General features: G+C 74.3%; 24 protein-coding genes. 3 read left to right on the plus strand and 21 right to left on the minus strand.

What is annotated here, in order from left to right; genetic code table 11:
* Positions 1–18: 18 nt before the first annotated feature.
* Together VKZ81_RS21360 and VKZ81_RS21365 are read left to right on the plus strand one after the other, a co-directional pair.
* The gene (locus tag VKZ81_RS21360; protein WP_324243404.1) at positions 19–486 is read left to right on the plus strand and encodes an aminotransferase-like domain-containing protein; all 468 of its coding nucleotides are present in this window, start codon (positions 19–21) and stop codon (positions 484–486) included.
* 84 nt (positions 487–570) lie between these two features.
* Positions 571–2,142, plus strand: coding sequence for a tannase/feruloyl esterase family alpha/beta hydrolase (locus VKZ81_RS21365; RefSeq protein WP_324243405.1), 1,572 nt, complete (start codon positions 571–573; stop codon positions 2,140–2,142).
* Positions 2,143–2,238: 96 nt separating this feature from the next.
* Here the strand turns inward: VKZ81_RS21365 and VKZ81_RS21370 are convergent, their stop codons facing one another.
* From VKZ81_RS21370 to VKZ81_RS21410, 9 genes are read right to left on the minus strand one after another with little or no spacing between them, the layout of a single operon-like run.
* Positions 2,239–3,555, minus strand: coding sequence for an ABC transporter substrate-binding protein (locus VKZ81_RS21370; RefSeq protein ID WP_324243406.1), 1,317 nt, complete (start codon positions 3,553–3,555; stop codon positions 2,239–2,241).
* 9 nt (positions 3,556–3,564) lie between these two features.
* Positions 3,565–4,377 carry a carbohydrate ABC transporter permease gene (locus tag VKZ81_RS21375; protein ID WP_324243407.1) on the minus strand — a complete coding sequence of 271 codons (813 nt, stop codon included), beginning with the start codon at positions 4,375–4,377 and terminating at the stop codon, positions 3,565–3,567.
* Positions 4,374–5,246 (minus strand): carbohydrate ABC transporter permease, encoded by an 873-nt coding sequence (locus tag VKZ81_RS21380; protein ID WP_324243408.1) that lies wholly within the window; start codon positions 5,244–5,246, stop codon positions 4,374–4,376. Before VKZ81_RS21380 ends, VKZ81_RS21375 begins: the two co-directional genes overlap by 4 nt.
* A 38-nt stretch (positions 5,247–5,284) precedes the next feature.
* Complete coding sequence (locus VKZ81_RS21385; protein WP_324243409.1) at positions 5,285–6,460, minus strand: acyl-CoA dehydrogenase family protein; 1,176 nt, start codon at positions 6,458–6,460, stop codon at positions 5,285–5,287.
* Positions 6,461–6,469: 9 nt separating this feature from the next.
* Complete coding sequence (locus VKZ81_RS21390; RefSeq protein WP_324243410.1) at positions 6,470–7,663, minus strand: SfnB family sulfur acquisition oxidoreductase; 1,194 nt, start codon at positions 7,661–7,663, stop codon at positions 6,470–6,472.
* A complete protein-coding gene (locus tag VKZ81_RS21395) occupies positions 7,660–9,039 on the minus strand; it encodes an LLM class flavin-dependent oxidoreductase (protein WP_324243411.1) in 1,380 nt (459 codons plus the stop codon). Before VKZ81_RS21395 ends, VKZ81_RS21390 begins: the two co-directional genes overlap by 4 nt.
* Entirely contained in the window at positions 9,036–9,839 is an 804-nt protein-coding gene (locus VKZ81_RS21400) for a carbohydrate ABC transporter permease (RefSeq protein ID WP_324243412.1), read from the minus strand. Before VKZ81_RS21400 ends, VKZ81_RS21395 begins: the two co-directional genes overlap by 4 nt.
* A complete protein-coding gene (locus VKZ81_RS21405) occupies positions 9,836–10,774 on the minus strand; it encodes a carbohydrate ABC transporter permease (RefSeq protein WP_324243413.1) in 939 nt (312 codons plus the stop codon). Before VKZ81_RS21405 ends, VKZ81_RS21400 begins: the two co-directional genes overlap by 4 nt.
* Positions 10,771–12,105 carry an ABC transporter substrate-binding protein gene (locus VKZ81_RS21410; RefSeq protein ID WP_324243414.1) on the minus strand — a complete coding sequence of 445 codons (1,335 nt, stop codon included), beginning with the start codon at positions 12,103–12,105 and terminating at the stop codon, positions 10,771–10,773. Before VKZ81_RS21410 ends, VKZ81_RS21405 begins: the two co-directional genes overlap by 4 nt.
* 310 nt (positions 12,106–12,415) lie before the next feature.
* Between VKZ81_RS21410 and VKZ81_RS21415 the strand changes: the two genes are divergently transcribed.
* Positions 12,416–13,570, plus strand: a complete 1,155-nt coding sequence (locus VKZ81_RS21415) for an LLM class flavin-dependent oxidoreductase (protein WP_324243415.1) — start codon at positions 12,416–12,418, stop codon at positions 13,568–13,570.
* A gap of 102 nt (positions 13,571–13,672) precedes the next feature.
* On the opposite strand, the gene VKZ81_RS21420 is transcribed toward VKZ81_RS21415, so the two are convergent.
* The 12 genes from VKZ81_RS21420 to VKZ81_RS21475 form a co-directional block, all read right to left on the minus strand.
* The gene (locus VKZ81_RS21420; RefSeq protein ID WP_324243416.1) at positions 13,673–14,803 is read right to left on the minus strand and encodes an LLM class flavin-dependent oxidoreductase; all 1,131 of its coding nucleotides are present in this window, start codon (positions 14,801–14,803) and stop codon (positions 13,673–13,675) included.
* Between the two features lie 172 nt (positions 14,804–14,975).
* Positions 14,976–15,518 (minus strand): NAD(P)H-dependent oxidoreductase, encoded by a 543-nt coding sequence (locus tag VKZ81_RS21425; RefSeq protein WP_324243417.1) that lies wholly within the window; start codon positions 15,516–15,518, stop codon positions 14,976–14,978.
* The gene (locus VKZ81_RS21430) at positions 15,515–15,985 is read right to left on the minus strand and encodes a flavin reductase family protein (protein WP_414709437.1); all 471 of its coding nucleotides are present in this window, start codon (positions 15,983–15,985) and stop codon (positions 15,515–15,517) included. Before VKZ81_RS21430 ends, VKZ81_RS21425 begins: the two co-directional genes overlap by 4 nt.
* A 23-nt stretch (positions 15,986–16,008) precedes the next feature.
* Complete coding sequence (locus VKZ81_RS21435; RefSeq protein ID WP_324243419.1) at positions 16,009–16,827, minus strand: DUF1684 domain-containing protein; 819 nt, start codon at positions 16,825–16,827, stop codon at positions 16,009–16,011.
* Complete coding sequence (locus VKZ81_RS21440; RefSeq protein WP_324243420.1) at positions 16,824–18,137, minus strand: LLM class flavin-dependent oxidoreductase; 1,314 nt, start codon at positions 18,135–18,137, stop codon at positions 16,824–16,826. The genes VKZ81_RS21435 and VKZ81_RS21440 overlap by 4 nt, the downstream gene beginning before the upstream one ends.
* On the minus strand, positions 18,134–19,267 hold the full coding sequence (locus VKZ81_RS21445; RefSeq protein ID WP_324243421.1) for an LLM class flavin-dependent oxidoreductase: 1,134 nt from the start codon (positions 19,265–19,267) through the stop codon (positions 18,134–18,136). The genes VKZ81_RS21440 and VKZ81_RS21445 overlap by 4 nt, the downstream gene beginning before the upstream one ends.
* The gene (locus tag VKZ81_RS21450; protein ID WP_324243422.1) at positions 19,264–20,466 is read right to left on the minus strand and encodes an LLM class flavin-dependent oxidoreductase; all 1,203 of its coding nucleotides are present in this window, start codon (positions 20,464–20,466) and stop codon (positions 19,264–19,266) included. Before VKZ81_RS21450 ends, VKZ81_RS21445 begins: the two co-directional genes overlap by 4 nt.
* Positions 20,463–21,566: an LLM class flavin-dependent oxidoreductase gene (locus VKZ81_RS21455; RefSeq protein ID WP_324243423.1), complete on the minus strand. Its 1,104-nt coding sequence runs from the start codon at positions 21,564–21,566 to the stop codon at positions 20,463–20,465. The genes VKZ81_RS21450 and VKZ81_RS21455 overlap by 4 nt, the downstream gene beginning before the upstream one ends.
* On the minus strand, positions 21,563–23,209 hold the full coding sequence (locus tag VKZ81_RS21460; protein ID WP_324243424.1) for an ABC transporter ATP-binding protein: 1,647 nt from the start codon (positions 23,207–23,209) through the stop codon (positions 21,563–21,565). Before VKZ81_RS21460 ends, VKZ81_RS21455 begins: the two co-directional genes overlap by 4 nt.
* Entirely contained in the window at positions 23,206–24,012 is an 807-nt protein-coding gene (locus VKZ81_RS21465) for an ABC transporter permease (RefSeq protein ID WP_324243450.1), read from the minus strand. Before VKZ81_RS21465 ends, VKZ81_RS21460 begins: the two co-directional genes overlap by 4 nt.
* 71 nt (positions 24,013–24,083) lie before the next feature.
* Complete coding sequence (locus VKZ81_RS21470; RefSeq protein WP_324243451.1) at positions 24,084–25,019, minus strand: ABC transporter permease; 936 nt, start codon at positions 25,017–25,019, stop codon at positions 24,084–24,086.
* Positions 25,020–25,021: 2 nt separating this feature from the next.
* Entirely contained in the window at positions 25,022–26,617 is a 1,596-nt protein-coding gene (locus VKZ81_RS21475; protein WP_324243425.1) for an ABC transporter substrate-binding protein, read from the minus strand.
* Positions 26,618–26,762: the final 145 nt, after the last annotated feature.

Genomic DNA, 26,762 nt, shown 5'->3' on the forward strand with positions numbered 1-26,762 from the left:
GGGCGGAGGTCGCCGTCGGTGCGGGTCGCGGCCGTGGTGGCCCGCGGTCCGGTGCGCGACCGGATCCTGTCCGACCGCGGCGCCGAGTCGATGTACGTGAGCGACGTGCTGCAGGCCGCCGCGCTCGACGTCGTCACCCAGCGCGGCTGGCACGCGCACCTGCGCCACCTCGGCCGCCAGCTGCGGGCCCGCCGGGACCTGCTGGTCGAAAGCCTCGCCGAGCACGTGCCGGACGCGCAGCTCGACCACGTGCCCCGCGGCGGCCTGCACCTGTGGGTGCGCCTGCCCGAGGGCACCGACGCCGAGCGGCTGACCCGCGACTGCGAGGCCGAGGGCGTGCTGATCGCGCCGGGCACGGAGTGGTTCCCCGCCGAGCCCGCGGGCGCCTACGTGCGCCTCAACTACTCGGGGCCCGCGCCGGAGCGCTTCCCCGACGGCGCGCGCGTGATCGCGGCCGCGCTCGCCCGTCAGGCCGGCGCCGTGTGACGCGCTGACCTGCGACAAGTGTCGTAGCGCGGGTGAGCCGGTTGCGCGTGGTGGGCCGCTCGCGCAGGCGCCTACGTTCCGGGTGTGCGATGGCGCCGGGTCAGCAGCGTTGCGGCAGCGCTCCTCGCGACCGGGCTGGCGGCGGCCTGCAGCTCCGCGCCCGCGCCGGCCTCGCCCCCGCTGCCCGAGCGCTCCTGCGACGCCCTGCGCGAGCTGGCGCGGCCCGCCACGACCGTGGCGGAGGCCCACGAGGACCCGGGCGACGCCACCACGCCGCGGTCCTGCCGGGTGACGCTGACCGTCACCGACCCGGTCGACGACGGTGTGGTCACCGTGTGGGTGTACCTGCCGGTGGACGGCTGGAACGGGCGGTTCCAGGCCGTGGGCGGCGGCGGGTTCCTCGGCGGCGACCCGGAACGGCTGCTCGAGCCGTTGCGCGCCGGCTACGCCGCGGCGGCGACCGACGCCGGGCACACCGGCCCGACGGCGGACTTCGCGCTGGACGCCACCGGCAACCCGAACTGGCCCGCGATCGAGGACTTCGGCCACGAGGGCGTCCACGACATGACCCTCGCGGCGAAAGACGTCATCCGCGCCTTCTACGGCAGCGACCCCGCTCGCTCGTACTTCAACGGCTGCTCCACCGGCGGCCGCCAGGGCGTGATGGAGGCCCAGCGCCACCCCGAGGAGTACGACGGGATCGCCGCCGGCGCCCCGGTCATCAACTTCCCGGAGATGCAGACGGGCCAGATCTGGGGCCAGGTCGTCATGCTGTCGGCGGGCAACCCGGTGCCGGCGTGCAAGTTCGAGGCCGCGCTCGCGGCGGCGGTCGAGGCCTGCGACACCCTCGGCGACGGGGTCGTCGACGGGGTGATCGGCGACCCGCTCGCCTGCCGGTTCGACCCGGGCACGCTGGTCGGCCGGGAGACGCCGTGCGGCGCGATCACCGCGGCCGACGCCGAGGTGATCCGGCGGATCGGCGAGGGCCCGCGCCGGACCGACGGCCGCTTCCTCTGGTACGGGCTCGCGCCGGGCGCCCCGTTCGCCGGGCTGCACGACACCGAGGAGGTCGACGGGCGGCTCGTGGGCAAGCCGTTCCAGTACGACCTGTGGTGGTTCGGGCTCTTCCTCGCCCACGACCGCGGCTGGGACTGGACGACGCTCACCCCCGCCTCGTTCGAGGCGTTCTTCGACCAGGCCGTCCGCACCTACGACGACGTGCTCGGGGCGGCCGACCCCGACCTGTCGGCGTTCGCCGACTCCGGCGGCAAGCTGCTGCTCTGGCACGGCGCCGCCGACTTCGGGGTCCCGTTCCAGGGCACCGTCGACTACTACGAGCGGGTGCGGGCGACGCTCGGTCCCGAGCAGGCGAGCGAGTTCGTGCGCCTGTTCCTCGCGCCGGGGGTCGGGCACTGCCGGGGCGGCGCGGGCGCCCAGCCGGCCGACCCGCTCGGCGCGCTCGTGGAGTGGGTCGAGAACGGCACCGCGCCCGAGACCCTGGCCGGGGTGCGGCTCGACGAGAACGGGGCCACCACCGCGACCCGCCCGATCTGCCCGTACCCGACCGTCGCCCGCTGGAACGGCGAGGGCGACCCCGACGACGCCGCGAGCTACGCCTGCGCCGAGGCGACCCGCATGCCGGTCGCGGGCCCCTGAGACACCGCTCCCCGGCGAAGTTCAGGAAAGCCACATCCATGAAGCTGCACTTCGTGAATGTGGCTTTCCTGAAGTCACCTCAGCGCTGAAGTCACCTCAGCGCAGCGCGGCGTTGCCCACCTCCTGGGCCTGGGCCAGGCCCTCCGCCACCGGGGTTCGGCCGGCGAAGACCTCGTTGAGCACGGGGTTGAACGCGGTGGAGGCGGCCTCGAACTTCGGCCCGAACGGGGCGGGGATCGTCTCCGTGCCGCCTGCGTCGCCGAAGAACCGCGTGTCGACGCCCTGGCCCTCCCAGTAGTCGTAGAAGGCCTGCTGCGCGGCGGTGACGGCGGGCAGCGCGGCGCCCTCCTCACCGAGGTAGGAGGCGCCCTCCTCCGAGCCGATCCAGCGCAGCACCTTCAGGATCGCGTCGCGGCGCGGGCTGTCGGCGTTGCCGGCGGCGATCACGCTGTTGACGACGCTGACCCGGCCCTGCGGCCCGGCGACGAGCGGCGCGATGCCCCACTCGAACGTGGCCCCGTCGCCGACGTTCTTGAGGTTGTAGGTGCCGGACTGGAACAGCGCCATCTTGCCCTGCAGGAACTGGTCGCGGCTGAAGTCCGGGTTGTCGTTGGTGTCGGCGGCCGACGGCGCCACGTGGTGGGTGTTGACCAGCTTGACCATGTAGTCGAACGCCTCGACCGTCTTCGGGTCGGTGAACGTGAGCGTCCCGTCGTCGGCCTGGATGCGCCCGCCGTTGGAGCCGACGAAGTTGTAGTAGATCGCCTGCAGGTCGCGGGCGGCGTTGAAGCCGTACTGGGTGATCGCGCCCGGGTCGAAGTCCGGCTGGTCGGCGGTGCGGCCCGCGCTGTCGCGGGTGAGCTTGCGGACCGCGGGCAGGAACGTGTCGGCGGACGGGTCGGTCGGGTGCCAGGTCAGGTCGTTCGGGTCGACGCCCGCGGCCTCGACCAACGCCTTGTTGTAGTAGACGGCGATGCGCCCGTCGGTGAGGGCGGGCACGCCCCACAGCGTGCCGTTCCGCGAGTACTGCTCCACCGCGGCGGGCACCCAGCCCGCCTGCAGGTCGGCGAGCTCGCGGCCGACGTCGATCAGCTTCCCCTGGTCGGCGAGCGCCCCGAAGTTGGAGCTGTTGAGCCAGTAGATGTCGTCGACCGTGCCGCCCGCGACGTCGAGGGGCAGCCGGACGAAGTAGTCCTTCCACGGCACGACGTCGAGCTGCACCTGGATGTCCGGGTTCTGCCGCGTGAACTCGTCGAACGACTGCTCGTACGCGGCGGCGACCTGGTCGTCCCACAGGCGCACGGTGACGGTGGTGACGCCCTCGGCGGAGGGCGCGTCATCGGGTCCGGCGGGCGAGCAGGCCGCCAGGGCGAGCGCGGCGACGGCGGCCGCGACGAGTGCGCGCATTCCCATGCAGAACTCCTACCGGAATCCGGTGATCGTGATCGAGCGGACGACGTGGCGCTGGAACACCAGGAACAGGATCATGAGGGGCAGGATCGCGATCGTCGTCGCGGCCATGACGATCGTCCAGTTGGAGTTGTACTGCGACTGCAACGCTGACGTCGCCACCGTGAGCACCTGCCACTGCCGCCCGCTGGTGATCACCAGCGGCCACAGGAAGCTGTTCCAGTGGGTGACCACGGTGATGATCGAGAGCGTGGCGAGGATCGGCCGGCTCACCGGGACGACGACGTGCCACAGGATCCGCAGCGTCCCGGCGCCGTCGAGCTTCGCCGCGTCGAGCAGGTCGCCCGGGATGCCGCGGAAGTACTCGCGCAGCAGGAAGATCCCGTACGGGTGCCCGAAGACGTACGGGAGCACGAGCGCCCAGAACGTGTTGCGGATGCCCAGGTCGGAGAACAGGGCGTAGAGCGGGATGATCGTGACGATCTGGGGCACCATCAAGGTGGCCAGGTACACCCAGAACAGCGCGTCGCGGCCGGGGAAGCGCAGCCGGGCGAACGCGTAGGCGGCGAACACCGAGAACACCAGCTGCCCGGCCAGGATCACGGCCACCACCTGCGCGGTGACCACGGTCGGAGCGATGAAGTCGTAGCGCTCGCCGAACAGCTCGGCGAAGTTGGCGAGCGTGGGCGGGTCGGGCGGGGCGAGCACGGGTTCCGACGCGAACTGCCGCGGCGACTTCAGCGCCGTGGCGAGCCCGAGCAGGAACGGGCCGAGCGTCACGACCGCGCCCAGCCCGAGCAGCAGGTACGTCGCGGCGGCCCTCATGTCGTGAGCTCGTAGGTCGTGCGGCGGGCGAACCACCGCTGCTGGACGACGGTGACCGCGACGAGCAGCACGAACAGCACCAGCGCCATCACCGCGGCCTGCCCGACCGCGCGCTGCTCGAACGCCTCGTAGTAGATGCGCCCCGCGACGACGTCGGTGACGCCCTGCGGCCCGCCGTCGGGGGTGAGCGCGTAGACGGAGTCGAACACCTGGAACGTCGCGATGACCTGCGTGACCAGCACGAAGAACGTGGTGGGCCGCAGCAGCGGCAGCGTGATCCGCCAGAAGCGCTGCCACGGGCCCGCGCCGTCGAGCATCGCGGCCTCGTGCACGGTGTCCGGGATGGCGCGCAGCCCCGCGGAGAAGAACAGCGCGACGTAGCCGACGTGCGTCCACACCGTCACCGCCGCGACCGACGGCAGCGCGAGCGCGGGGTCGGCGAGCCACTCGACGCGGCGGCCGATCAGCGCGTTGAGCGCGCCGTCGGTGGGGGCGAGCACCCAGCTCCACAGCACGCCGAGCGCGAGCGGCGCGCAGATCCACGGCAGCACGTAGATCACCCGGAACGCGCCCGACCCGGGCAGGCCCCGGTTGAGCAGCAGCGCCACGACCAGCCCGAGCACGGTCTGCGCCGGGATCACGATCGCGACGAACACCGCGGTGATCAGCAGGGAGCGGGCGAACCGCCCGTCGGCGGCCACCGCCACCACGTTGTCGAACCCGACGAACGTGCGCGGTCCGATCAGGTCCCAGCGCTGCAGGGCGAGCACCGCGACGACGAGGATCGGCAGCACCAGGAAGGCGCTGATCCCGAACAGGCTCGGGGCGAGCAGCAGGTACGCCGTGCGCGTCTCCCGCCGTTGTGCCACACCCGCCCCCCGAGCTCCCGGCGCGTCATCCCATCAGATCACGTGTACAGCGTGAACTCCGGGTACGTCCCGTTGAGGAAATGATCACCCACCTCGCGGCGCTTGTACGCGACGGGGTCGTGCAGCGTGTGGGTGCGCACGTTGCGCCAGAACCGGTCCAGCCCGACCTTGTTGCTCGTGGCCCGCGCCCCGGTCACCTCGAAGATCGTGTTGGTGACGTCGAGGGCGACGTCGGTGGAGACCACCTTGAGCGCGGCCACGTGCTCGGCGAGCTCGCCGCGGGCCTCCCAGGTGAGGTCGTCGCCCGCGGCGTCGGCGCGGTCGAGGTGGTCGGCCACGTCGTCGGCGAGCGCCTCCACCGCCCGGGTGGCGGCGACGAGGCGGCCGTAGGTGGCGAGCACGTACGGGTCGGCCGTCGCGCTCGGGCTGTCCGACAGCAGCCACGGCCGGGACGTGGTGCGGGTGTAGTCGCGCGCCGTCGCCAGTGCGCCCTGCGCGACGCCGAGGTAGAACGCCCCGAACACCGCCTGGATCGCGGGCGTCACCAGCGAGGCGCGCGGGGTGGCCGCGCCCGCGCCGAGGCCGCCGAGAACCTGCTCCGGGGTGATCGCGACGTCGGTGAAGGTGACGCTCCCGCTGGCCGACAGGCGCTGGCCGAGGTTGTCCCAGTCGCCGCCGGGCACGAGGCCGGGCGCGTCGCCCCGCACCACGACGAGCAGGTGCGTGCCCGCATCGGGGCCGGACTCGACGACCCCGGACACCACCGAGGCGTCCCCCACCGACACCCCGGTCGCGAACGTCTTGCGGCCGTTGAGCCGGTAGCCGTCGCCGTCGGGGACGAGCACGAGGTCCGGGTCGGTGGGGTTGACCGCGTCGCCCCACAGCCACTGCTCCGCCGCCGACCGCGGGCCCCACGCCCCCAGCCCGCCGACCCACCACAGGTTGGCGACGTTGACGTAGTGGTAGCCGAGCAGCTGGGCGATCGAGCCGTCGGCCACCGCGATCTCGCGGACCACCCGCAGCGCGGTGGCCCAGCCCAGGCCCGCACCGCCGACGGACGCGGGCAGCAGCAGGGCGGGCAGGCCGGCGTCGCGCAGCAGCCGGGCCTCGGCGACCGGCTCGGCGTTGGCCCGGTCGCGGTCGAGGGCGTCCTTGGCGAGGACGGCGGCCACGCCGCGGGCCGCCTCGACCGCCTGCTCGTGGGTGAGGCTCACGAACTCCTCCTAGACCAGGCCGCTCGGGGGCGGCGGGACGTCGTTCAGGGCGTGGTTGCCGATGTGGAAGACCTTCATCCGGCGCGGGTCGTGCAGCGTGTGGGTGCGCGCGTTGCGCCAGTGGCGGTGCAGGTTGAGCTCCTGGGCGCTGGCCCGGGCCCCGATGAGGGCGAACACGTCGCTCGCCACGCTCACGGCGGCGCGGTCGGTCTCGGCCCGGGCCGCCGCGACCGCGACGGAGGCCTCCGCGGCCGACTCGACGGTCGGTGCGGCCCGCGCCGCGTCGAGCGCGTCGCCCGCCTCGTGCAGCAGGGCGGCCGCGGTGCGCACCCGCAGGGCGAGCTCGCCGAACTCCTGGATGATCAGCGGGTCGTCCGCGGGCCGGTCCACGGTCGACTCGATGCCGGGCCGGGCGATGCGCCGGACGAGGTCCTTCGCGTCGCGCAGCGCCGCCCGCGCGATGCCCAGGTCGACCCCGGCGTGCAGGTAGTTGCCGAACGCGCCGAACACCTCCGGCCGCTCGAAGATCGTCCAGACCGGCACCACCCAGTCGGCCGGGATCACGACCTGGTCGAACCGCACCGTGCCGCTGCCGGTGGTGCGCTGCCCCATCCCGTGCCAGTCGTCCTCGACCGTGACGCCGGGCGCGTCGGCGGGCACCCACGCGGCGACCAGGCGGCCGTCCGGGTCGTTGGCGTAGATCGGGATCCAGGGCGCGAACGGCGAGCCGGTCGCGTAGTACTTGGTGCCGTCGACGAGCACGTCGCCGCCGGGGCGCGGCTCGAACCGGATGGCGTAGTCGCGGGGGCTCTTGGTGCCCCGCTCCGACAGCGCGTTGCCGAAGTGCCGCCCGGCGAGCACCTCGGCGAAGAAGAACTCCTTCTGCGCCGGGCTCGCCGCCTCGCGCAGGACCTCCACGAAGAAGAAGTGGTTCTGCGGGATCTGACCGACGCTGGCGTCGCCCTCGGCGAGCACGGCCATCAGCTCGCCCATCGTGCGGGCCGAGACGTCGGCGCCGCCGTGCTCGCGCGGCACCGTCACCCCGAGCAGGCCGGACGCGGCGAGCGCGGCGACCTCGGCGCGCGGCAGCCTGCGCTGCGCGTCCCGCTCGCTGTCGCCGGTGGCGAGCTCGGCGGCGAGGTCGCGGGCGACCGCGAGCGCCTCGGCGTCGCCGGTGATCACCCGGGCGGCGGTCGCGGTCATCGCGACACCGCCTTCGCGGCGAAGCGGGCGCCGGGGTGGTCGGGGCGCAGCCGCACCTGCCCCGGCCCGTAGAGCTCCTCGCGCAGCGTGCTGCCCGCGTAGCGCTCGGGCACCAGGCCGCGGCGGCGCAGCTCGGGCACCACCAGCTCGACCAGGTCGACGAACGTGCCGGGGGTGATCGCGTAGGCGAGGTTGAACCCGTCGACGTCGGCGACCTCGACCCAGCGCTCCATCTCGTCGACGACCGTCTCCGGGCTGCCGACCACGACGACGCCCATGCCGCCGATGCCGACCCACTCGGCGATGTCGCGGGGCGTCCAGTCCCGGTCCGGGTCCACGGTGGTGAACGCCTCGACGGCGCTGCGCACGGCTTCGGTCTCGGCGTAGCGCAGCGGCTCGTCGGGGTCCATCCGCGACAGGTCGAGCCCGCTCCAGCCGCCGTAGAGGGTGAGCGCGCCCTCCAGGCTCACGTAGCGGCGGTACTCCTCGTACTTGGCCTGCGCCTCCTCGTCGGTGGCGGCCGTGATCACGGTCATCAGCGAGAAGAACTTGATCGAGCGCGGGTCGCGGCCCAGCTCGGCGGCGAGCCTGCGGGTCTCGGCGATCGAGCGGCCGAGGATCTCCGGGCGGGTCGCCGTGGTGAAGATGCCCTCGGCGTGGCCGGCGGCGAACCGGCGGCCCCGCGGCGACGCGCCCGCCTGGAAGATCACCGGGGTGCGCTGGGGCGACGGCTCGGTGAGCGCGATGCCGGGCACGTCGAAGTAGCGGCCGTGGTGGCCGATCGGGTGCACCTTCTCCGGGTCGGCGTAGACGCCCGCGGCCTTGTCCAGCCGCACCGCGTCGTCCTCCCAGGAGCCCTCCCAGAGCTTGTAGACGACCTCCATGAACTCGTCGGCCACGTCGTAGCGCTGGTCGTGGGGTACCTGGTGCTCCAGGCCGAGGTTGCGGGCCGCCGACTCCAGGTAGGAGGTGACGACGTTCCAGGCGATCCGCCCCTGCGTGTAGTGGTCGAGCGTGGCGAACCGGCGGGCGAACGCGTACGGCTTCTCGTAGGTCAGCGAGACGGTCACGCCGAAGCCGAGGTGCTCGGTGACCGCGGCCATCGCGGGGACGGCCAGCGTCGGGTCGCCGACGGGCACCTGCGCGCCGTCGCGGATCGCGGTCTCGGGGCCGCCGCGGTAGACGTCGTAGACCCCGAGCACGTCGGCGATGAACAGGCTGGTGAAGCCGCCGCGCTCCAACAGCTGGGCGAGGTCGGTCCAGTAGCTCAGGTCGCGGTAGCGGTGCGACTGGTCGTCGGGGTGCCGCCACAGGCCGGGCGCCTGGTGCCCGGCGCAGGTCATGTCGAAGGCGTTGAGATGGATCCGGCGAGTCAACGGACAGCTCCCTGGGAGAGGCCGCCGACCAGCGCCCGCTGGGCGAGGACGGCGAGGACGTACACGGGCACGATCGCGACCAGCGAGGCCGCGGCCTGCTGCCCGAACTGCACGGTGCGGTCGCCCTGGAACAGCGACAGGCCGACGGTGAGCGTCTGGGCGGACGGGGACTGGGCGAACGACACCGCGAACAGGAACTCGTTGTAGGCGAGGAAGAAGCAGACCAGCGACGCCGCCACCAGGCCCGGCACGATCAGCGGCAGCACCACCCGGCGCAGGCCCGCCGCGACGGACAGGCCGTCGACCCAGGCCGCCTCCTCGACCTCGGCGGGCACGCGGCGGACGAACCCGTCGAGCAGCCACACCGCGACCGGCACGTTCGCCAGGCCGTTGACCAGGGCGAGCCCCACCACCGAGTTGGTCAGCCCGACCGACTTCAGCAGGAAGTACAGCGGCAGCACCGCGACGATCGGCGGGGCGCAGTAGGCGGCGAGCAGGGCCGAGTGCAGGCGCTTGCCGGAGCGACCCGCGCGGGCGGTGACGTACGCGGTCGGCACGGCGACGAGCGCCGTGAGCAGGGTGGCGCCGAGCGCGACCACCCAGGAGTTGGCGAGCATCTGCGCGAGCGGCACGGTCTGGAACGCCGCGGGCCAGTTGTCCCAGCGCACCCGCTCGGGCAGCCAGCCGCCGTTCTGCACGTCGTCGACCCCGCGCAGCGAGAGGGACACGAGGAACACCACCGGGGCGATCGCGAGCAGCGCCGCCACGGCGAGCACGGCGCGGGAGGCGGCGGCCCTCATGCGTCCCCCCGGGTGTGGCGCGTGACCAACCCGGCGGCGCCGAGCACCACGCCGACGAGCAACCCGAGGACGATCGTCTCGGCCGCGGCCGTGCCGACCTCGAAGCTGCCGCGGAACGCGGTGCGGAACACCTCGAAGCTCGCGACGATCGTCGAGACCCCCGGCCCGCCCGCGGTGACCACCGCGACCAGGTCGAACACCTTGAACGCGATCACCAGCTGCAGCACGGCCGCGGCGAGCACCGTCGGCGCGACCACCGGCGCCACCACCGAACGCAGCGTGCGCCACCAGCCCGCCCCGTCGAGCGCGGCGGCCTCCCACAGCTCGGCGGGCACCCCGAGCAGGGCCGCGTAGACGAGCAGGAGCACCAGCGGCGCCCACTGCCACGCGTGGGTGACGACGAGCGTCGCGAACGCACCCACGCCGGACCCGAGCGGGTTGAAGCCGGAGACGCCGAGCGCGTCCCACAGCCCGGTGAGCCCGCCGCCGACCGGGGCGAGCAGCAGCTTCCACGCCACGCCGACCGACACCGGCGGCGTGACCATCGGCAGCAGCAGCACCGCGCCCAGCAGCCCGAACCGGCCGCCGCGCGCCTGCAGCGCGAGCGCCCCGGCCGTGCCCGCGACCACGGCGAGCGCGGTGGCGAACACCGCGAACAGCGCCGACCGCACCAGCGACCCGCCGAACGCCACCGACTCGGCGGCGGCGACGAAGTTGTCGAACCCCACGAACCCGCGCAGCGGCCGGGCCAGCGACGAGTCGGTCAACGCCAGCGCGAGCCCGGCCGCCGCCGGGTAAAGGCCGGTGATCAGCAGCGACACCACGGCGGGGATCGCGAGCCACCGGGGGACCCGATGGCCGGCCCGCCGCTGCGCACGCGTCCGCGCCCGCGCCGCCGGGGCACCGGTCGCCGGGCGCTCGAGCGTCGCCGTCACGTCAGCGCCCGCTCCCAGCTCGCCTGCGCGTTGGCCAGCGACTGCTGCGGCGTCTGGGCTCCGGAGATGGCGAGCGCCAGCTGGTCGACGAGGTCCTGCAGCAGCCGGGGCGCGTCGGTGTCCTTCGGCCACACCAGCGGGGAGCCGGTCAGCGCCTGTCGGATGACCTCGGTGGCCGGTGCGGTCGCGGCGGCGTACTCCGGGGACTCCAGGGTGCTGCGCCGGGCCGGGTCGATGCCGGCACCCGCGGTGCTCGCCAGCAGCAGGTTGCGGGTGCGGTCGGTCGCCCACAGCACGAACGCCGCCGCCTGCGCCGGGTCGGCCGCGGCGGTGGACACGCCGAGCCCGAAGCCGGCGTTGAGCGCGGTGCGGTGCTCGGTGTTGGAGCCGCCGACCGGTAGCGGCACCACGCCCCACTTGTCGACGATCTGCGAGCTCGCCGGGTCCTGCGCCTTGAGCCCCAGGTCGGTCCAGGTGTCCAGCATCGCGGCCTGGCCGGACAGGAACGCCGAGTTGGCCTGGTCGAAGCCGATCTGCAGCGGGGTCGGCAGCGCGTAGGGGGCGACGTCGACCAGGTGCTGCAGCGCGGCGTGCGCCGCGTCCGACGTGAGCGCCGGGGCGCCGTCCGGGCCGAGCAGCGAGCCGCCGTATCCGGCGAGGCGGTTGATGAACGAGCAGCCGAGGATCATCGGCACCTGCTGGCCCTCGACCACCGCCCCGTAGACGGAGCCGCCGCTGCGCTCGGTGATGGTGCGCGCCGCGGCGTCGTACTCGTCCCAGGTTCGCGGCGGTTCGAGGCCGTAGGTCTCGAAGACCTCGCGGTTGTAGTAGAGGACGTGCACGTCGCCGTCGAACGGCACGCCGTAGCGGCGGCCGTCGAGCAGCGTGTAGGCGTCGTAGACCGAGCGCAGGAAATCCGACGTGTCGACCGCGGCGAGCTGGTCGGTCAGGTCGACCAATGCGCCGGCGTCCACGAGCGCGCCGAGGCCGAAGTAGAAGTAGTCGAACACGTCGAACTGCCCGGCGCCGCCCTGCACGTCCAGGATCTGTTGGCTCGTGAGCTGGTCGTAGGGCACCGCGGTCGTTTCCAGCCTGCCCCCGAACTCGCGCTCGAACGCGGGCGCGAGCAGTTCGGTGAACGCCAGCACGTGCGGCTGGTTCACCATCGCGCGGATCGTCGCGCCCGTCAGGTCGGCGGTCTCGCCCGCGGGCAGGGCCGTGGTCGAGCCGCCGTCGCCGCAGGCGGCCAGCAGCGGGCCGAGGCCGACGACGGCGCCCGCGCCGAGGGCGGAACGCAGCAGCAGACGACGGGAGAGCACGGGGGAGGGCATGCGGGGCTCCGGGGAACGAGCAGGGACGAACGACGAGGCGTCAGGCCGGACAGACCGCCGTGCTCGTGCGGCAGAAGTCGACGTGGTGGCGACGGACCAGCACAACCGAGAACGGTAGGGAAAAAGGCTTCCGCGATCAAAGCTCCGACGTTTTTGCGACGGACATCACGCCGATTTGTCGGGACAACTCCGGGCCCCGTCCACACGGTGGAACAACAATGTCCGGACGATTGCCGACGTTTGCATTCGCGCCGCCGCCGTGCTGCATTGGAAATGCTTTCTGTGCCCGTTCGGCGAGGAGAGATCCTTCGTGTCCCTGACCGCTCACTGGTTCCTGCCCACCTACGGCGACGGCCGCCAGCTCGTCGGCGGCGGCCACGGCGTCGGCGTCGGCTCGGCGGGCGGCGTGCGCCCGGCCTCGATCGGCTACCTGACCCAGGTCGCCAGGGCGGCCGAACAGGTCGGGTTCGCAGGCGCCCTCACCCCCACCGGGGCGTGGTGCGAGGACGCCTGGCTCACCACCGCGATGCTGGTCGGCGAGACCGAGCGGCTGAAGTTCCTCGTCGCGTTCCGGCCGGGCTTCGTCTCCCCCACGCTCGCTGCCCAGATGGCGGCCACCTACCAGCGCCACTCCGGCGGGCGGCTGCTGCTCAACGTCGTCACCGGCGGCGAGCCGGCCGAGCAGCGCGCCTACGGCGACTTCCTCGACAAGGACGCCCGCTACCGCCGCACCGCCGAGTTCCTGCAGGTGGTGCGGGCGCTGTGGCGCGGGGAGCGGGTCGAGCTGACCGGCGAGCACCTGCGCGTCGAGGGCGCTCACCTCGACCGGCTGCCCGACCCGGTGCCGCCGCTGTACTTCGGCGGCTCCTCCCCCGCCGCCCTGCGGGTGGCCGCCGAGCACGTCGACGTCTACCTGACCTGGGGCGAGCCGCCGGCGCAGGTCGCGGAGAAGATCACGGCCGTGCGGGCGCTCGCCGCCGAGCACGGCCGCACCGTCCGCTTCGGCATCCGCCTGCACGTGATCACGCGGGACACCTCGGAGCAGGCGTGGGCGCACGCCGAGTCGCTGCTCGCGGCGATCGACCCGGCCACGATCGAGCGGGTGCAGGCCGGGCTCGCGCGCAGCGAGTCGGAGGGCCAGCGGCGCATGCGCGCCCTGCACGGCGGGTCGACGGCCGACCTCGAGGTGTCCCCGAACCTGTGGGCGGGCGTCGGCCTCGTGCGGGGTGGCGCGGGCACCGCCCTCGTCGGCAGCCACACCGAGGTGGCCGACCGCATCGCCGAGTACCACGCGCTGGGCATCGACGAGTTCGTGCTCTCCGGCCACCCCCACCTCGAGGAGGCCTGGTGGGTGGGCGAGGGCGTGTTGCCGATCCTGCAGCGGCGCGGGTTGTGGGAGCCGCCGGGTGGCGGGGAGCTCGTGCCGGGCCGGGCCCGGACGGTTCCGTTCGCGGCCGCTCGGTGACCGCGGTGCGGGCCGTCGGTGGGTTCCGCGGGACCCGATCCGCGTTGCCGCTGGGGGCGGGCGAGCGCGATACCCGCTGCGCCGGGCGGCGCGAAGGCGAGCTCAACTGGGCGAGGTCGTTCCGCGACCGGTGCGGCCGACGACGGCTTCGCGCCGGACGGACGGGATGACCTCGTCGCGGAAGAGCCGCAGGGAGCGCAGCGCGATGTCGGGGTCCAGCGAGCCCCATGCGAAGGCGCCCGCGAGGTAGTTCACCTCCCCGCAGGTGACCGCTTCACCGACCTGCGCGCTCACCGTCTCCGGCGAGCCGACGAACAGCTTCTGTTCGGCGACCAGCCGGTCGAAGTCGAGCGGCTCGGAGAACCGCTCGCTGCCGTGCTTGCGCCACAAGTGGGTGAAGTTCGTGTGGTGGTCGGCGAACGCCGCGCGACCGACGGCGAGCGCTTCCTCGTCGGTCGGTGCGACCAGCACGTGGCGCATCACACCGAAGCGCGGCGCCCGGCCCGGCAGGCTGCAGCGGGCCCGGCCCCGCGCCTCCGATTCCGAGAACCGCTCGGCGAAGATCCGGCGCTGCTCGCGGACCACCTCCAGGGGCGGGGAGACGAAGCCGAACCCGAACAGCACGTTGTAGCCCTGCTCGCCGAGCCGTGGGATCGACGCCGGGTTGGACGTCGGGTACCACAGCGGCGGATGGGGCCGCTGGCGCGCTGTGACGTGCAGATCGACCTCGTCAGCGGTCGTTCCGTCTCCGGCCGGCCGCCGGAACCGGCCGGTCTCCAGCGCCTCGAGGATGCTCGGGACGAGCAGATCGAACCGTTGCGCGGCCTCCGGCGGGGTCAGCCCGTACATCGCGGCCTCGTACGGGGACGATCCCCTGCCCACGCCGATGTCGAGCCGGCCGTGGCTGAGCTGGTCGAGCATGGCGATCTCCTCGACCAACCGCAGCGGGTCGTAGAGCGGCACGACGAAGGTCGTGGGCGCGAGGCGGATGCGCTCGGTCGCCCGCGCCGCGGCGGCGACGAACACCGCCGGGGACGGGGCGAGCCCGAGCGGGGTGCCGTGGTGCTCGGCCAGGTGGTAGACGGCGAACCCACCCTGGTCGGCTTCGGCGAGGATCCGCAGCCGCGCGTCGTACACCTCACCCGCCGTCAGCCCGGGGTGGGCGTCGACCCAGTCGAAGAGACCGAACTCGAGGTCGAACCGTGGTTCCTGGCCGGCCGGTTCCGCAGACATGCGATCACCCTCGTCGATCCGAACGCGCACCGCCACGGCGAAGCAGCCGCATCCGGAGCGCAACCCGGGGTCGGCCGGCAGCCCGGGCGTCTCGAACGTTCGGTCAGCGCCGGCCCGAGCCGGCCCTTCGGCCGGCCCCGCCGTCACGCCGACAGCGGGGCCGCGCCCGCCCTCAGATCTGCGGCGTGATGGCCTGCAACGCCCCCGACCCCCGCACCGCCGCCGCGAGGTCGACCAGCGCCGCCCCGTGCGCCGCGGCGAGCTCGGCGCTCTGGTCGGTGAGGGTGGTGCGGTCGACGTAGCCGCCGTGGTCGAGGTACAGGCCCGGGGAGAGCACCTGCACCGCGAAGAAACCGGCGAGCACGTTCCGCAGGTCGCCGAGGGCGAGGTAGTGGTGGCCGCTCGCCCCGGTGAGGACGGTGGCGGCCGCCTTGCCCTGCAGCGGGGCCGTGGACTCGCCCCACTTGCCGCGCTCGGTGCGCTCGAGCAGGTCCTTCAGCAGGGCGCTGTAGGTGGCCCGGTAGATCGGGCTGCCGAACACCACGGCGTCGGCGTCGCCGAACGCGTCGATCACCGCCTCGACGCCCGCCTCGGACAGTTCGATGATCGACGTGGTCGCGCCCGCCTTCTCCGCGCCGGCGAGCACGCCGGCCACGGCGGTGGCGGTGCGGCCACCCGGCTCCGGTCCCGCCACCACGCCCAGTACCCGTGTCATCGGTCCTCCTCGATGTGCCTGGCCAGACCGTAACGGCCCCGGTGGTACAGCAGCGGGGGCCGGGTCGGGTCGGCGCCGAGGTCGCGCACCCGGCCGACGACGATCGTGTGGTCGCCGCCGTCGTACTCCCGCCACAGGGTGCACGCGATCCACGCGCACGCGCCGTCGAGCACCGGCGCGCCCTCCGGGCCCGGCCACCAGCTCACGCCGGCGAACTTGTCCACGCCCGAACGCGCGAAGCCCGCCGACAGGTGCTGCTGGCCCGCCGAGAGGACGTTGACGCAGAACGCCCCGGTCTCGCGGATCCGCGGCCACGTCGACGACGTGCGTGCCGGTGCGAAGCTGACCAGCGCCGGCTCCAGCGAGAGCGATGCGAAGGACTGGCAGGTGAACCCGAGCGGTCCGGACGGGCCCGACGCGGTCACGACCACGATGCCGGATGCGAAATGCCCGAGGACTTCCCGCATCGTCGCGGGTTCGACCGTGACCGTCACGCCTGCAGGTCGGGTCGCGGCGGGGTCCGCTCCCCCGCCTCCACGGCCACCGACAACCGGTTCTCCGCGGGCGGGAGCGGGCAGGTCGCGTAGGCGGTGAACGCGCACGGCAGGTTGACCGTGCGGTTGAAGTCGATCGTGACGCGGCCGTCGGCGTCCGGGTCGGGCAGCGCGACCGAGCGCCCGCCGCCGTAGCTGCTCGTTCCCGAGGTCGCGTCGCGGAAGTGCAGCGTGAGACCGCCGGTCTTGCCCGGGAACGCGATCAGCTCGTGCTCGGCGCCGCCGAGCGCGAAGCGGACGACGCCGACCGCGGTCGGGAAGTGCTGCAGCCCGTCCACGACGGCCCCCACGGTGAGCCGCTTCGGCTCGGGGTAGGGCTCGAACCGGCCCTCGACCACCCACCGCTCGTCCACGTCGAACGCGGGCGCACCGGTGAACGCGGTGCGGGTGATCGCCTTCGGGTCGCGCACCCGCAGCGCGTAGTCGTCGGTGCGGCGGATGACCTCCACCCGCCGCTCGCCGATCTCGACGAGCACGCCGGGCTGCCCGTCGACGGGCTCCAGCCGGACGGTGCCGGTGACCGGGGCGCCGTCGAGCGCCGGGCCGTTCTCCGCGTCGCCGTCGGCGGTCAGCTCCACCCCGCCGTCACCGGTGGCGCGCCAGGTGCCGGGGATGCCGTCGAAGGCGCGGCCGGTGTCGTCGAGCCAGTGCAGGGCGGTGAGGCTGAGCCAGCCGTGCGGGGTGCGCAGCTGCTCCTCGCGCTCGCGGTGCCATGCGTCCCACTCCTGCCGGAGCGGGCTCTCGGTGGTGGTCACGCGCTCTCCTTCCGGTTCAGCGGTGCGTGCGGGTGGCGCAGTCCGAGGTGGTCGCGCAGGGTGGGTCCGGTGTACTCGGTCCGGTAGCTGCCGAGGTCCTGCAGCTCCGGGACGACCTCGTCGACGAACCGGTCCAGGCCGCCGGGGGTCAGGTGCGGCACCAGGATGAAGCCGTCGCAGGCGTCGCGCTGCACGTACTCGTCCATCTGGACGGCGACGGTGCGGGGGGTGCCGATGAACGACTGGCGCGCGGTCTTGTCGATCACGACCTCGCGGATCGACAGGCCGCCGTGGGCCTCGGCGTAGTCGCGCCACTCCTGGGCGACGGCGCGCGGGTCGCGGACGTGCCGCACCCGGCCGCGGGTGATCGAGACGTTGTCGACGTCGGGTTCGACGTCGGGCAGCGGGCCGTCGGGGTCGTAGTCCGACAGCTCGCGGCCCCAGATCTGCTCCAGGAACGCGATCGCGGTCTGCGGCGAGACCTGCTGGCGGCGGATCCGCGCGGCCTCCTCGCGCGCCTCCTCGTCGGTGTCGCCGAGCACGAACGTGACGCCCGGCAGGATCTTGAGGTCCGAGTCGCCGCGGCCGTGCTGCGGGAGCCGGGACTTGACGTCGGAGTAGAACGCCCGGCCGGCCTCGAGGGTGCCGTGGATGGTGAAGATCGCGTCGGCCGTGGCGGCGGCGAAGTCGCGGCCCTCCGCGGAGTCCCCGGCCTGGATCAGCACCGGGTGGCCCTGCGGCAGCGGGGCGAGCGGGAACCGGCCCCGCACGTCGAAGTGGCGGCCGTGGTGCTCGACCTCCTCGCCGTTCGAGTCCCACAGCGCCCTCGTCACGGCCGCGGCCTCGGCCGCCCGCTCGTAACGCTGCTCGCGCGGCAGGAACCCGCCCCGGCGGAAGTTCTCGCCGGTGAACGCGTCCGACGTGGTGACCATGTTCCACGCCGCCCGGCCCCCGGAGAGGTGGTCGAGCGAGGCGAACTGGACGGCGAGCTCGTAGGGCTCGTTGAAGGTCGTGTTGATCGTGGCGGCGAGCCCGATCCGGGAGGTGACGGCGGCGAGCGCCGACAGCACGGTGAACGAGTCCGGCCTGCCCACGACGTCGAGGTCGTGGATGCGGCCGCGGTGCTCGCGCAGCCGCAGCCCCTCGGCGAGGAACACGAAGTCCATCAGCCCGCGCTCGGCGTTCTGCGCGAAGTGCACGAACGAGGAGAAGTCGGTCTGGCTGCCGGCCCGGGGGTCGCTCCAGACCGTGGTGTTGTTGACGCCCGGGAAGTGGGCGCCCAGGTGGATCTGCTTCTTCGGCGCGCTCACGAGGTCGCTCCAGCGAAGTGGTTGGCCGGACGGGGCAGCCCGAACCGGGCGCGCAACGAGCCGCCCGCGGAGCCGGTGCGCAGCAGGCCGCGCCCGGCGAGCAGCGGGACGACCTGGTCGGCCACGACGCCGAGGTCGGCGGGCAGCACGAGCGGGATCAGCGTCACGCCGTCGGCGGCGAAGGTGCGCACCGCGGCGCCGATGAGGTCGGCGAGGTCGGTGGGCGCGCCGAGCACGCGCACCGACGACGGGGGCAGCTCGGTGCGCGCGAGGCGGTCGAGCTCGGCGAGGTCGCGGCGGGCCCGGTCGCGGTCCGCGGCGAGGTGCACCTCGACGTCGAGCAGCACGGTGACGTCGTCGGGGTCGCGCCCGGCGGCGGCGACGGCCTGCCGGATCCGCTGTCGGGCGTCGGCGGCCGCGGTGAGGTCCGGGGCCGAGATCCGCACGACGTCGGCCCAGCGCGCGGCCACCGGGAGCGCCTCGTCCTCGTCGGCCCGCAGCACGACCAGCGGGTGTCCCTGCGGCGGGCGCGGGGTGATCGACGGGCCCTTCACGGAGAAGAACTCGCCTTCGAAGTCGATGTAGTGCAGCTTGTCGCGGTCGATGTAGCGCCCGGTCGCGGCGTCGCGGATGACCGCGTCGTCCTCCCAGGAGTCCCACAGCCGCACCACGACCTCGACGGCGTCGGCCGCCTCCCGCCACAGCACGTCCGGGGGCGCCGCCGGCTTGCGACCGAACAGGTCCGCCTCGGCCTGGGTGCGCGAGACCGCGGGCTCCCAGCCCGCGCGCCCGGAGGAGACGATGTCGAGCGTCGCGATGGCCTTGGAGATGTGGAACGGCTCGGTGTGCGTCACGGTCGCGGTGGGCACCAGGCCGATCCCGGGCACCACCGGCGCGATCCGCGCCGCCAGCGACACGGCGTCGAGCAGCGGGCCGTCCGCGTGGAACGTGTGGGGCAGCAGCACCATGTCGAGGCCGCGGCGCGCGGCCGTGCGCGCCAGCGCCGCGTGGTGGGCCGGGTCGAACGCCGCCGACGGGGCGAGCTTCGCCCAGCGGGCGGCCGCGGGGTGGCGGCCCGCCACGGTGAGCTCGACGGCGAGGTGCATCCGCGCCTCGGTGAAGGGACTCATCGAACGCTCGCCTCCGGATGTGACTCCTGCGCGGTGGAACCCGTCCGGGCTCCCGCGTGTTCCGCCCACGCGTCGGCGAGCAGCTCGGTGCTGCGCACGCGGTCGGCGTGGTCGGTGGTGATCGTGGTGACCAGCAGCTCGTCCGCGCCGGTCACGCGGGCCAGGGTGGTGAGCCGGTCGACGACGGCCTCGGGCGTGCCGACGAACTGGGTCTCCACCCGGTCGGCGACGATCGCCCGCTCGGCCGGGGTCCACTCGCGGGCCGCGGCCTGCTCCGGGGTGACGTAGGGCCGGGCGCCCACGCCGGTGCGGATGTCGAGCACCCACTGCGCGTACGGCGCGGCCAGCCGTTCGGCGCGCTCCTGGGTCTCGGCGACGACGACGTCGGCGGAGACCACCACGTACGGCGCCGCGAGCCGGGCCGACGGGCGGAACGCGCGGCGGTAGGCGTCGACGGTGTCGAGCACCGTGCTCGGCGAGGTGTGGTAGCTCGCCGCGAACGGCAGCCCCCGCGTCCCCGCGACCCGCGCGCTCTCGCCCGCGCTCGAGCCGAGGATCCACACGTCGAGGTCGGCGCCCTCGGCGGCGGGCACCGTGACCGGCGTCCCGTCCGGGCGCCGGGCGGCGCCGCCGATGAAGTCGAGGATCGACCCGACCTGCGCGTCGTAGTCCGGCGCCGGGTCGTCGGGGCGGATCCCGATCAGCCCCGCGAGGTGCACGTACGTCGACAGGTCGCCGCGGAACCGAGCCGGCGGCGGGACCAGCAGCCCGTCCACCACCCGGGCCGGCGGCAGCGGGGGCGGCTCGGCGTCCGGCGCGGGCGCCGAGCCGGCCAGCCGCAGGATCTTGTGCAGGTCGAACCGGCCGAGCCCCAGGTCCACCCGGCCCGGGTGCAGCGCGGCCACCGTGCCGAACTGCTCGACCGCCTGCAGCGGCGAGGTCACCGGCAGCTGCACCGCGGCCGACCCCACGCGGATCCGGGACGTGGCCGAGGCGATCAGCCCCACCAGCACCCCGGGCGACGACGAGGCCACCCCGGACGCGAGGTGGTGCTCGGCCACCCAGTACCGCCGGTAGCCCGCCCGCTCGGCGGCCCGGGCGAGGTCGACCGAGTTGCGCAGGGCGTCGGCCCCCGTGCCGCCGTGCGGCACCGGGGACAGGTCGAGGATCGACAGCGGGATCGAGCCGTGGACCGTCACGCCGACGCCCCCACCGGCTCGTCGGCCGGGCGCGCGTCGTCCGGGTCGCGGGGCACCGCGCCCGCGAGCGGGCGGCTCGGCACGGCGGCGCGCAGCGCGGGCGCCACCTCGGCCTGGAACAGCTCCAGCTGCTCGCGCTGCTGCCGCGGGGTCAGACCGTCGCCGTCGAGGCCGATGTGGATCACCTCGTGGCGGAACACCTCGTGGTAGCGCAGCACCTTGTCGACGATCTGCTGCGGGCTGCCGACCAGGGCGGACGAGCGCTCGACGAAGTCCTCGACGGTTCCGAAGACCACCGGCAGCCCGAACCGCTCCGCCGTGGCGAGCCGCGCCGCGTAGGCGGGCCGGAACTCCTCGATCGCCTGCTGCGAGGTCCGCGCGATGTGGAAGGCGGCCGTGCCCGCGCCGACGAGCGCGGCGGCCGGGTCGTGGCCGTGGGCCGCCCAGCGTTCCCGGTAGTAGGCGATCAGCTCGGCGTAGGGCTCGATCGGGTTGGTGACGTTGGCCGAGAACAGCGGGTCGCCGTAGCGCGCCGCGACCTCGACCGACTCGCGGCTGGTGGCGCTGCCGTGCCAGACGCGGATCGGGTGCTGGCGCGGCGGCGGCCACGTCTCGGCGTCCACCAGCGGCGGGCGGAACCGGCCGCTCCACGTGGTGCGCTCCTCACGCCACAGCCTGCGGAACAGCTCGTAGCCCTCGGCGTTGCGGTCCCACTGGTCCTCGGTGGTCACTGCGAACAGCTGGGCCTGCGCCGCGCCGTTGCCCTTGCCGATGATCAGCTCGAGGCGGCCGTCGGCGAGCTGGTCGAGGGTCGCGTAGTCCTCGTAGGCGCGCACCGGGTCGAGCAGCGCCAGCGTGGTGACGCCGGTGAACAGCGTGATCCGCGACGTGCGGGCCGCGATGTGCGACAGCACCACCGGCGGGGCCGACGACAGGAACGGCCGCTCGTGCCGCTCCCCCACCGCGTAGCCGTCGAACCCGAGCTCCTCGGCGAGGACCGCGTTCTCGACCACCCGGTGCAGGCGGGCGTTCGGCGTCGGGGTCCGCCCGGTGACCGGGTCCGGCCCGTTCGCGATCAGCGTGAGCACGAGGACCTTCATGCCGTCTCCTCCAGGACGCGCCGCCCCGCGATCGCGGCGAGCAGCTCGCGCGTGTAGTCGTGCTGCGGGTCGGCGAAGAGCCGCTCGGTGGGCGCGACCTCGAGCAGCCTCCCGTCGCGCAGCACGCCGACGCGGTGCGCGATCCGGCGCACCACCGCCAGGTCGTGGGAGATGAACAGGTAGGTCAGGCCCGCATCGGCCTGCAGCTCGGCGAGCAGGTCCAGCACCTGCGCCGACACGCTGACGTCGAGCGCCGACACCGGCTCGTCGCACACCACGAGGTCGGGCGAGAGGGCGAGGGCGCGCGCGATCGCCACGCGCTGGCGCTGCCCGCCCGACAGCTCGGCGGGTTTGCGGTCGAGCACCGACTGCGGCAGCGCGACCCGGTCCACCAGCTCCGCCGCGCGCGCCCGGCGCGCCCGGGCGTCGCCCACCCGGAACGCCCGCAGCGGCTCGGCGATCACCTCGGCGATGGAGAAACGCGGGTCCAGCGAGGCGTACGGGTTCTGGTAGATCAGCTGGGCGCGCCTGCGCAGCTCGCGCCAGGCCCGCCCGCGCACGCGGGTGATGTCGGTGCCGTCGAACTCCACCGTGCCCGAGGTGGGGTCGGCCAGCCGCAGCACCAGCCGGGCGGTGGTCGACTTGCCCGACCCCGACTCGCCGACCAGCGCGAAGGTCTCCCCGCGGGCGATGGAGAAGCTCACCCCGTCCACCGCGCGGAGGCGCTTGCCGCCCAGCGGGAACTCCTTGACCAGGTCGCGCACCCGCACCAGCGGCTCCTCCGCGGGCGCGGGCGCGGGGGCGGTGCGCGGGACCGCGCGCAGCCCGGGCGCGGCCTCGAGCAGGCGCCGGGTGTACGGGTCCCGCGGCGCGGCGAGCACCTCCCGCACCGGGCCCTGCTCGACCACCTTGCCGCCGTTCATGACGACGAGCCGGTCGGCGCGGTCGGCGGCCACCCCGAGGTCGTGGGTGATCAGCAGCACGGCCGTGCCGGAGGCGCGGACGAGCTCGTCGAGGCGGTCGAGGATGTGCCGCTGCACGGTGGCGTCGAGGGCGCTGGTCGGCTCGTCGGCGACGAGCAGCTGCGGGCGTGCGGCGACCGCGATCGCGATGAGCACGCGCTGGCGCATGCCGCCCGACAGCTCGTGCGGGTACTGCCGCGCCCGCGCCTCGGGGTCGGGCAGGCCCGCCTCGGCGAGCAGCTCGACGGCCCGGGCCGGGGCGCTGCGCCGGTCCGCGAGGCCGTGCACGGTGAGCGCCTCCGCGACCTGCGCCCCGACCCGCTGCACCGGGTTGAGCGCGACGCCGGGGTCCTGCGGCACCAGCCCGATGCGCCGGCCGCGCACCGTGCGCCACGCCCGCTCGGACAGCCCGGTGAGCTCCTGGTCGTCGAGGGTGATCCGGCCGGCGTCGACCCGCCCGGTGCCCGGGAGCAACCCGGTGACGGCGTGCGCGAGCGTCGACTTCCCGGAGCCGGACTCGCCGACCACCGCGACGACCTCGCCCGGGGCGACGCCGAGCGACACGCCCCGCACGGCGGCGATCGGTCCACCGCCGGTGGAGTAGGAGACCCGCAGGTCGGTGACCTCGAGCAGGCTCGTCGGCCGTGCCGTCGACCGGGCCGGCGTCGGCTGTGCCGTCATCGGCGGCGCTCCCCGTCCAGGGCGCGGGAGATCCGGTTCACCGCGAGCACCGCGGCCGCGATCGCGGCTCCGGGGATCGCGCACAGCCACCACGCCACGGCCATGTAGTTGCGGCCCTCGGCCACCAGCGAGCCCCACTCGGGGGCGGGCGGCGGCGCGCCGTAGCCGAGGAACGACAGCGACGACACCGCGAGGATCGCGAGGCCGAACTCCAGGATCGCGAGTACCAGCACCGGGCCGGCCGCGTTCGGCAGCACGTGCCGCAGCAGCGTCGCGTACCAGCGGGTGCCGACCGACCGTGCCGCCTCGACGTAGACGGACTGGCGCACCCGCAGCGTCTCGGCGCGCATCACGCGCGCGAAGCTGGCGACGCTCGCCACCCCCACCGCGATCGCGACCTTCACCGTGCCGTAGCCGAGCGCGGTGATCAGCGCGAGCGACAGCAGCACCGCGGGCACCGCGAGCAGCACGTCGACCACCCGCATGAGCATCTCGTCGACCCAGCCGCGGACGAACCCGGCGACCACGCCGATCAGGCCGCCGACGACGAGCGCGACCGTCACCGCGATCAGCGTGGCCTGCAGCGACAGCACCGCGCCGTGCACGACCCGCGTGTAGACGTCACGGCCGAGGTAGTCGGTGCCGAACAGGCCGCCCGCGCCGGGCGGCTGCAGGGCCCGGGCCGGTTCGCCCACGGCCGGGTCGCCGGGCGCGAGCACCTGCGGCGCGAACGCCGCGAGCACCACCAGCGCCACGTAGAGCACGGAGACGACGAGCCCCGGCCTGCGCAGGAAGAACCGCAGCCTGCTCTCCCGGCGCGGGGGCGCCTCGTCGACGTCGGGAGCGACCACCGGCTCCCGGACCAGCAGTTCGGTCACGAGGTCACCCCCACCCGCGGGTCGAGCAGCGGGTAGATCAGGTCCACCGCCAGGTTCACCAGCACGAACACCGTCGCGGCGAACACCACGATCCCCTGCACGAGCGGGATGTCCTGCACGCCGACGGCCGCGACCGTGAGCCGGCCCAGCCCGGGCCGGGTGAACACGGTCTCGACGACCACCGATCCGGCCAGCAGGTTGCCGACGACGTAGCCGAGGACGGTCAGCGCGGGCAGCGCGGCGTTGCGCAGCGCGTGCCGCAGGTGGATACCGGGGCGGCCGACGCCCTTGGCGCGCGCCGTCGTGACGTACGGCTCGCCGAGCGCCTGGGTCAGGCTCTTCGCGAGCACCTGCGCGACCAGCGCCCCGGTCGGCAGGCCGAGGGTGATCGCGGGCAGCACGAGCGCGGCGGGCCCGTTCGCGCCGACCGACGGGAAGAGCCCCAGCCCGAACGCGAAGACCTGCACCAAGAGCAGGCCCACCCAGAACACCGGCAGCGAGGCGGCGAGCGACGGCAGCGCCATCAGCAGCTGCCGCAGCCACAGCGCGCGCGTGTAGGTCGCGACCAGCGCGACCGAGCCGCCGAACAGCACCGCCACCACGAGGCCCGCCGCCGAGATCTGCAGCGTCGGCGGCAGCGCCTCGAGGATCGCCGCGCGCACGTCCTGCCCGTTCTGGATCGACGTGCCGAAGTCGCCGGTGACCGCCGCCAGCAGCCGCTGCCCGTACTGGACCAGCACCGGCTGGTCCAGCCCGTAGCGGGCGCGCAGGGCGTCGAGCTCCTCGGGGGGCAGGGGTTCGCCGTCGAGGCCGCCGCTCGCCATCGTCGCCACCGGGTCGCCCGGCAGCAGGTAGAGCACCACGAACGAGACGGTGAACGCCGCCCAGAGCACCCCGACGGCCGCGAGCAGCCGCCGGAGCAGGTAGCGCAGCGTCACGGCTGCACCTTCCACGCGTCGTGCAGCTGGATGCGCGAGCTCGCGTCGAACAGGACCCCCTGCACGTCGGCCGCGACGCCGAGCACGGTGGTCAGCTCGACCACCGGGATCGTGTGCCGCTCCCGCACCAGCAGCTCCTGGGCCTGGGCGACGGTGGCGAACCGGGCGGCCGGGTCGACCTGCGCCGCCTGCTCGGCGAGCAGCTCGTCGAGCGGGCCCGGCGAGAGCCGGAAGAAGTTGTTGCCCGCCGTCGAGTACTGGGTGCGCAGGATGTCCGGGTCGGCGCGGGTGAGGTTGCCCCAGTTCGCGACGAACTGGCCGGACTGCTGGATCGGGTTGCTCTCGGAGATCGGCCGCTCCCGCAGCTGCAGGTCGATGCCGACCTCGCGCACCTGCTGCTGGATGAGCTCCACGGTGGCCCGGTTGGCGGGCGAGTTGGAGTACCAGGTGAGCTCCACCGACAGCGGCGCGCCGTCCTTCACCCGGATCCCGTCCGGGCCGGGCAGCCAGCCGGCCGCGTCGAGCACGGCCTGCGCCCGCGCCGGGTCGTGCGCGAGCAGCGCGGACTGGTCGGCGTACCCGGGGGTGGTCGAGGCGAGCGCGCTGGTGGCGGGCTTGGTCTGCGACGTGTAGACGGTGGCGACGATCTCGGCGCGGTCGATCGCGAGCGAGAGCGCCTCGCGCACCGCCGGGTCCGCGCCGAGCGGCGTGGCCTGGTTGAACGTGATGCCGAACGGGACCCCGGGGTTGGCCCGGCCCAGCAGCTGCACCCCCGCCGCGGCGAGCAGGGCCTCGTCCTGCTTGGCGATGTTGCCGATCGCGTCGACCTCGCCGGACTGCAGGCTGCCCACCCGCACCCCCGACTCGGGCACGATCCGGAACTCGACGCGGTCGAGGTGGGCCTCGCCCTGCGACTGCCACAGCTGCGAGCCCCACGCGTACCCGGGCCGCTTGGCGAGCACGATCGACTCGTCGCGGGTGTAGGACTCGATCACGAACGGCCCGGAGCCGATCACCGACGCGCAGCGCTCGTCGTCGCTCTTCGCCACGGTCGCGGGCGACAGGATGCCGAGGCTGTGCGTCGAGGTGCCCTGCAGGAACTGCACGTTCGGGCGGTCGAACGACACCGTGAACCGCGTCGGGCTCTCCACGGTGGTGCCCGCGTAGCCGGCGAGGTAGCCCTTCGGGAGCGTGCCGCGGGGGCCGAGCCGCGGGACGGCGTCGAAGTTGGCCTTGACGGCCTCGGCGTCGAGCGGGGTGCCGTCCGAGAACGTCACGCCCTCGCGGAGGGTGAACGTGTAGGCGGTGGCGTCGGCGTTGCTCTCCCAGCTCGTGGCGAGCCACGGCCGCAGCTCACCGGTGGCCGGGTCCTGGTCGGTGAGCGAGTCGACCACCTGGCGCAGCGAGTAGATCGTGTCGTTGCTGGCGACCTGCTGGGGGTCGACGCAGCCCTGGTCGCTGCTCACGGCGAACCGCAGGGTGCCGCCCGGCTGCGGGACACCGGGATCGGCGGTGCTCGCGGCGGGCGTCGAGCCGCACGCGGCGAGCAGGAGCGCGGTGGCGGCGAGCCACGGTGCGAGGGATCGGGGCATGACGGTCCTTCTCGGGAATACGCGCAGGAATCGGCATCGCCGCATGGCGCGGCGGTGTGCGAAGGGATCAGGGATGGAGTTCCGTCAGCCCCGACAGAGAGCCGCGCACGTCCGGCACAGATCGACGTGACGGCGCCACGCATGC

Origin of the sequence: Pseudonocardia sp. (genome assembly GCF_035305885.1) — a bacterium.
Classification (GTDB): Bacteria; Actinomycetota; Actinomycetes; order Mycobacteriales; family Pseudonocardiaceae; genus Pseudonocardia.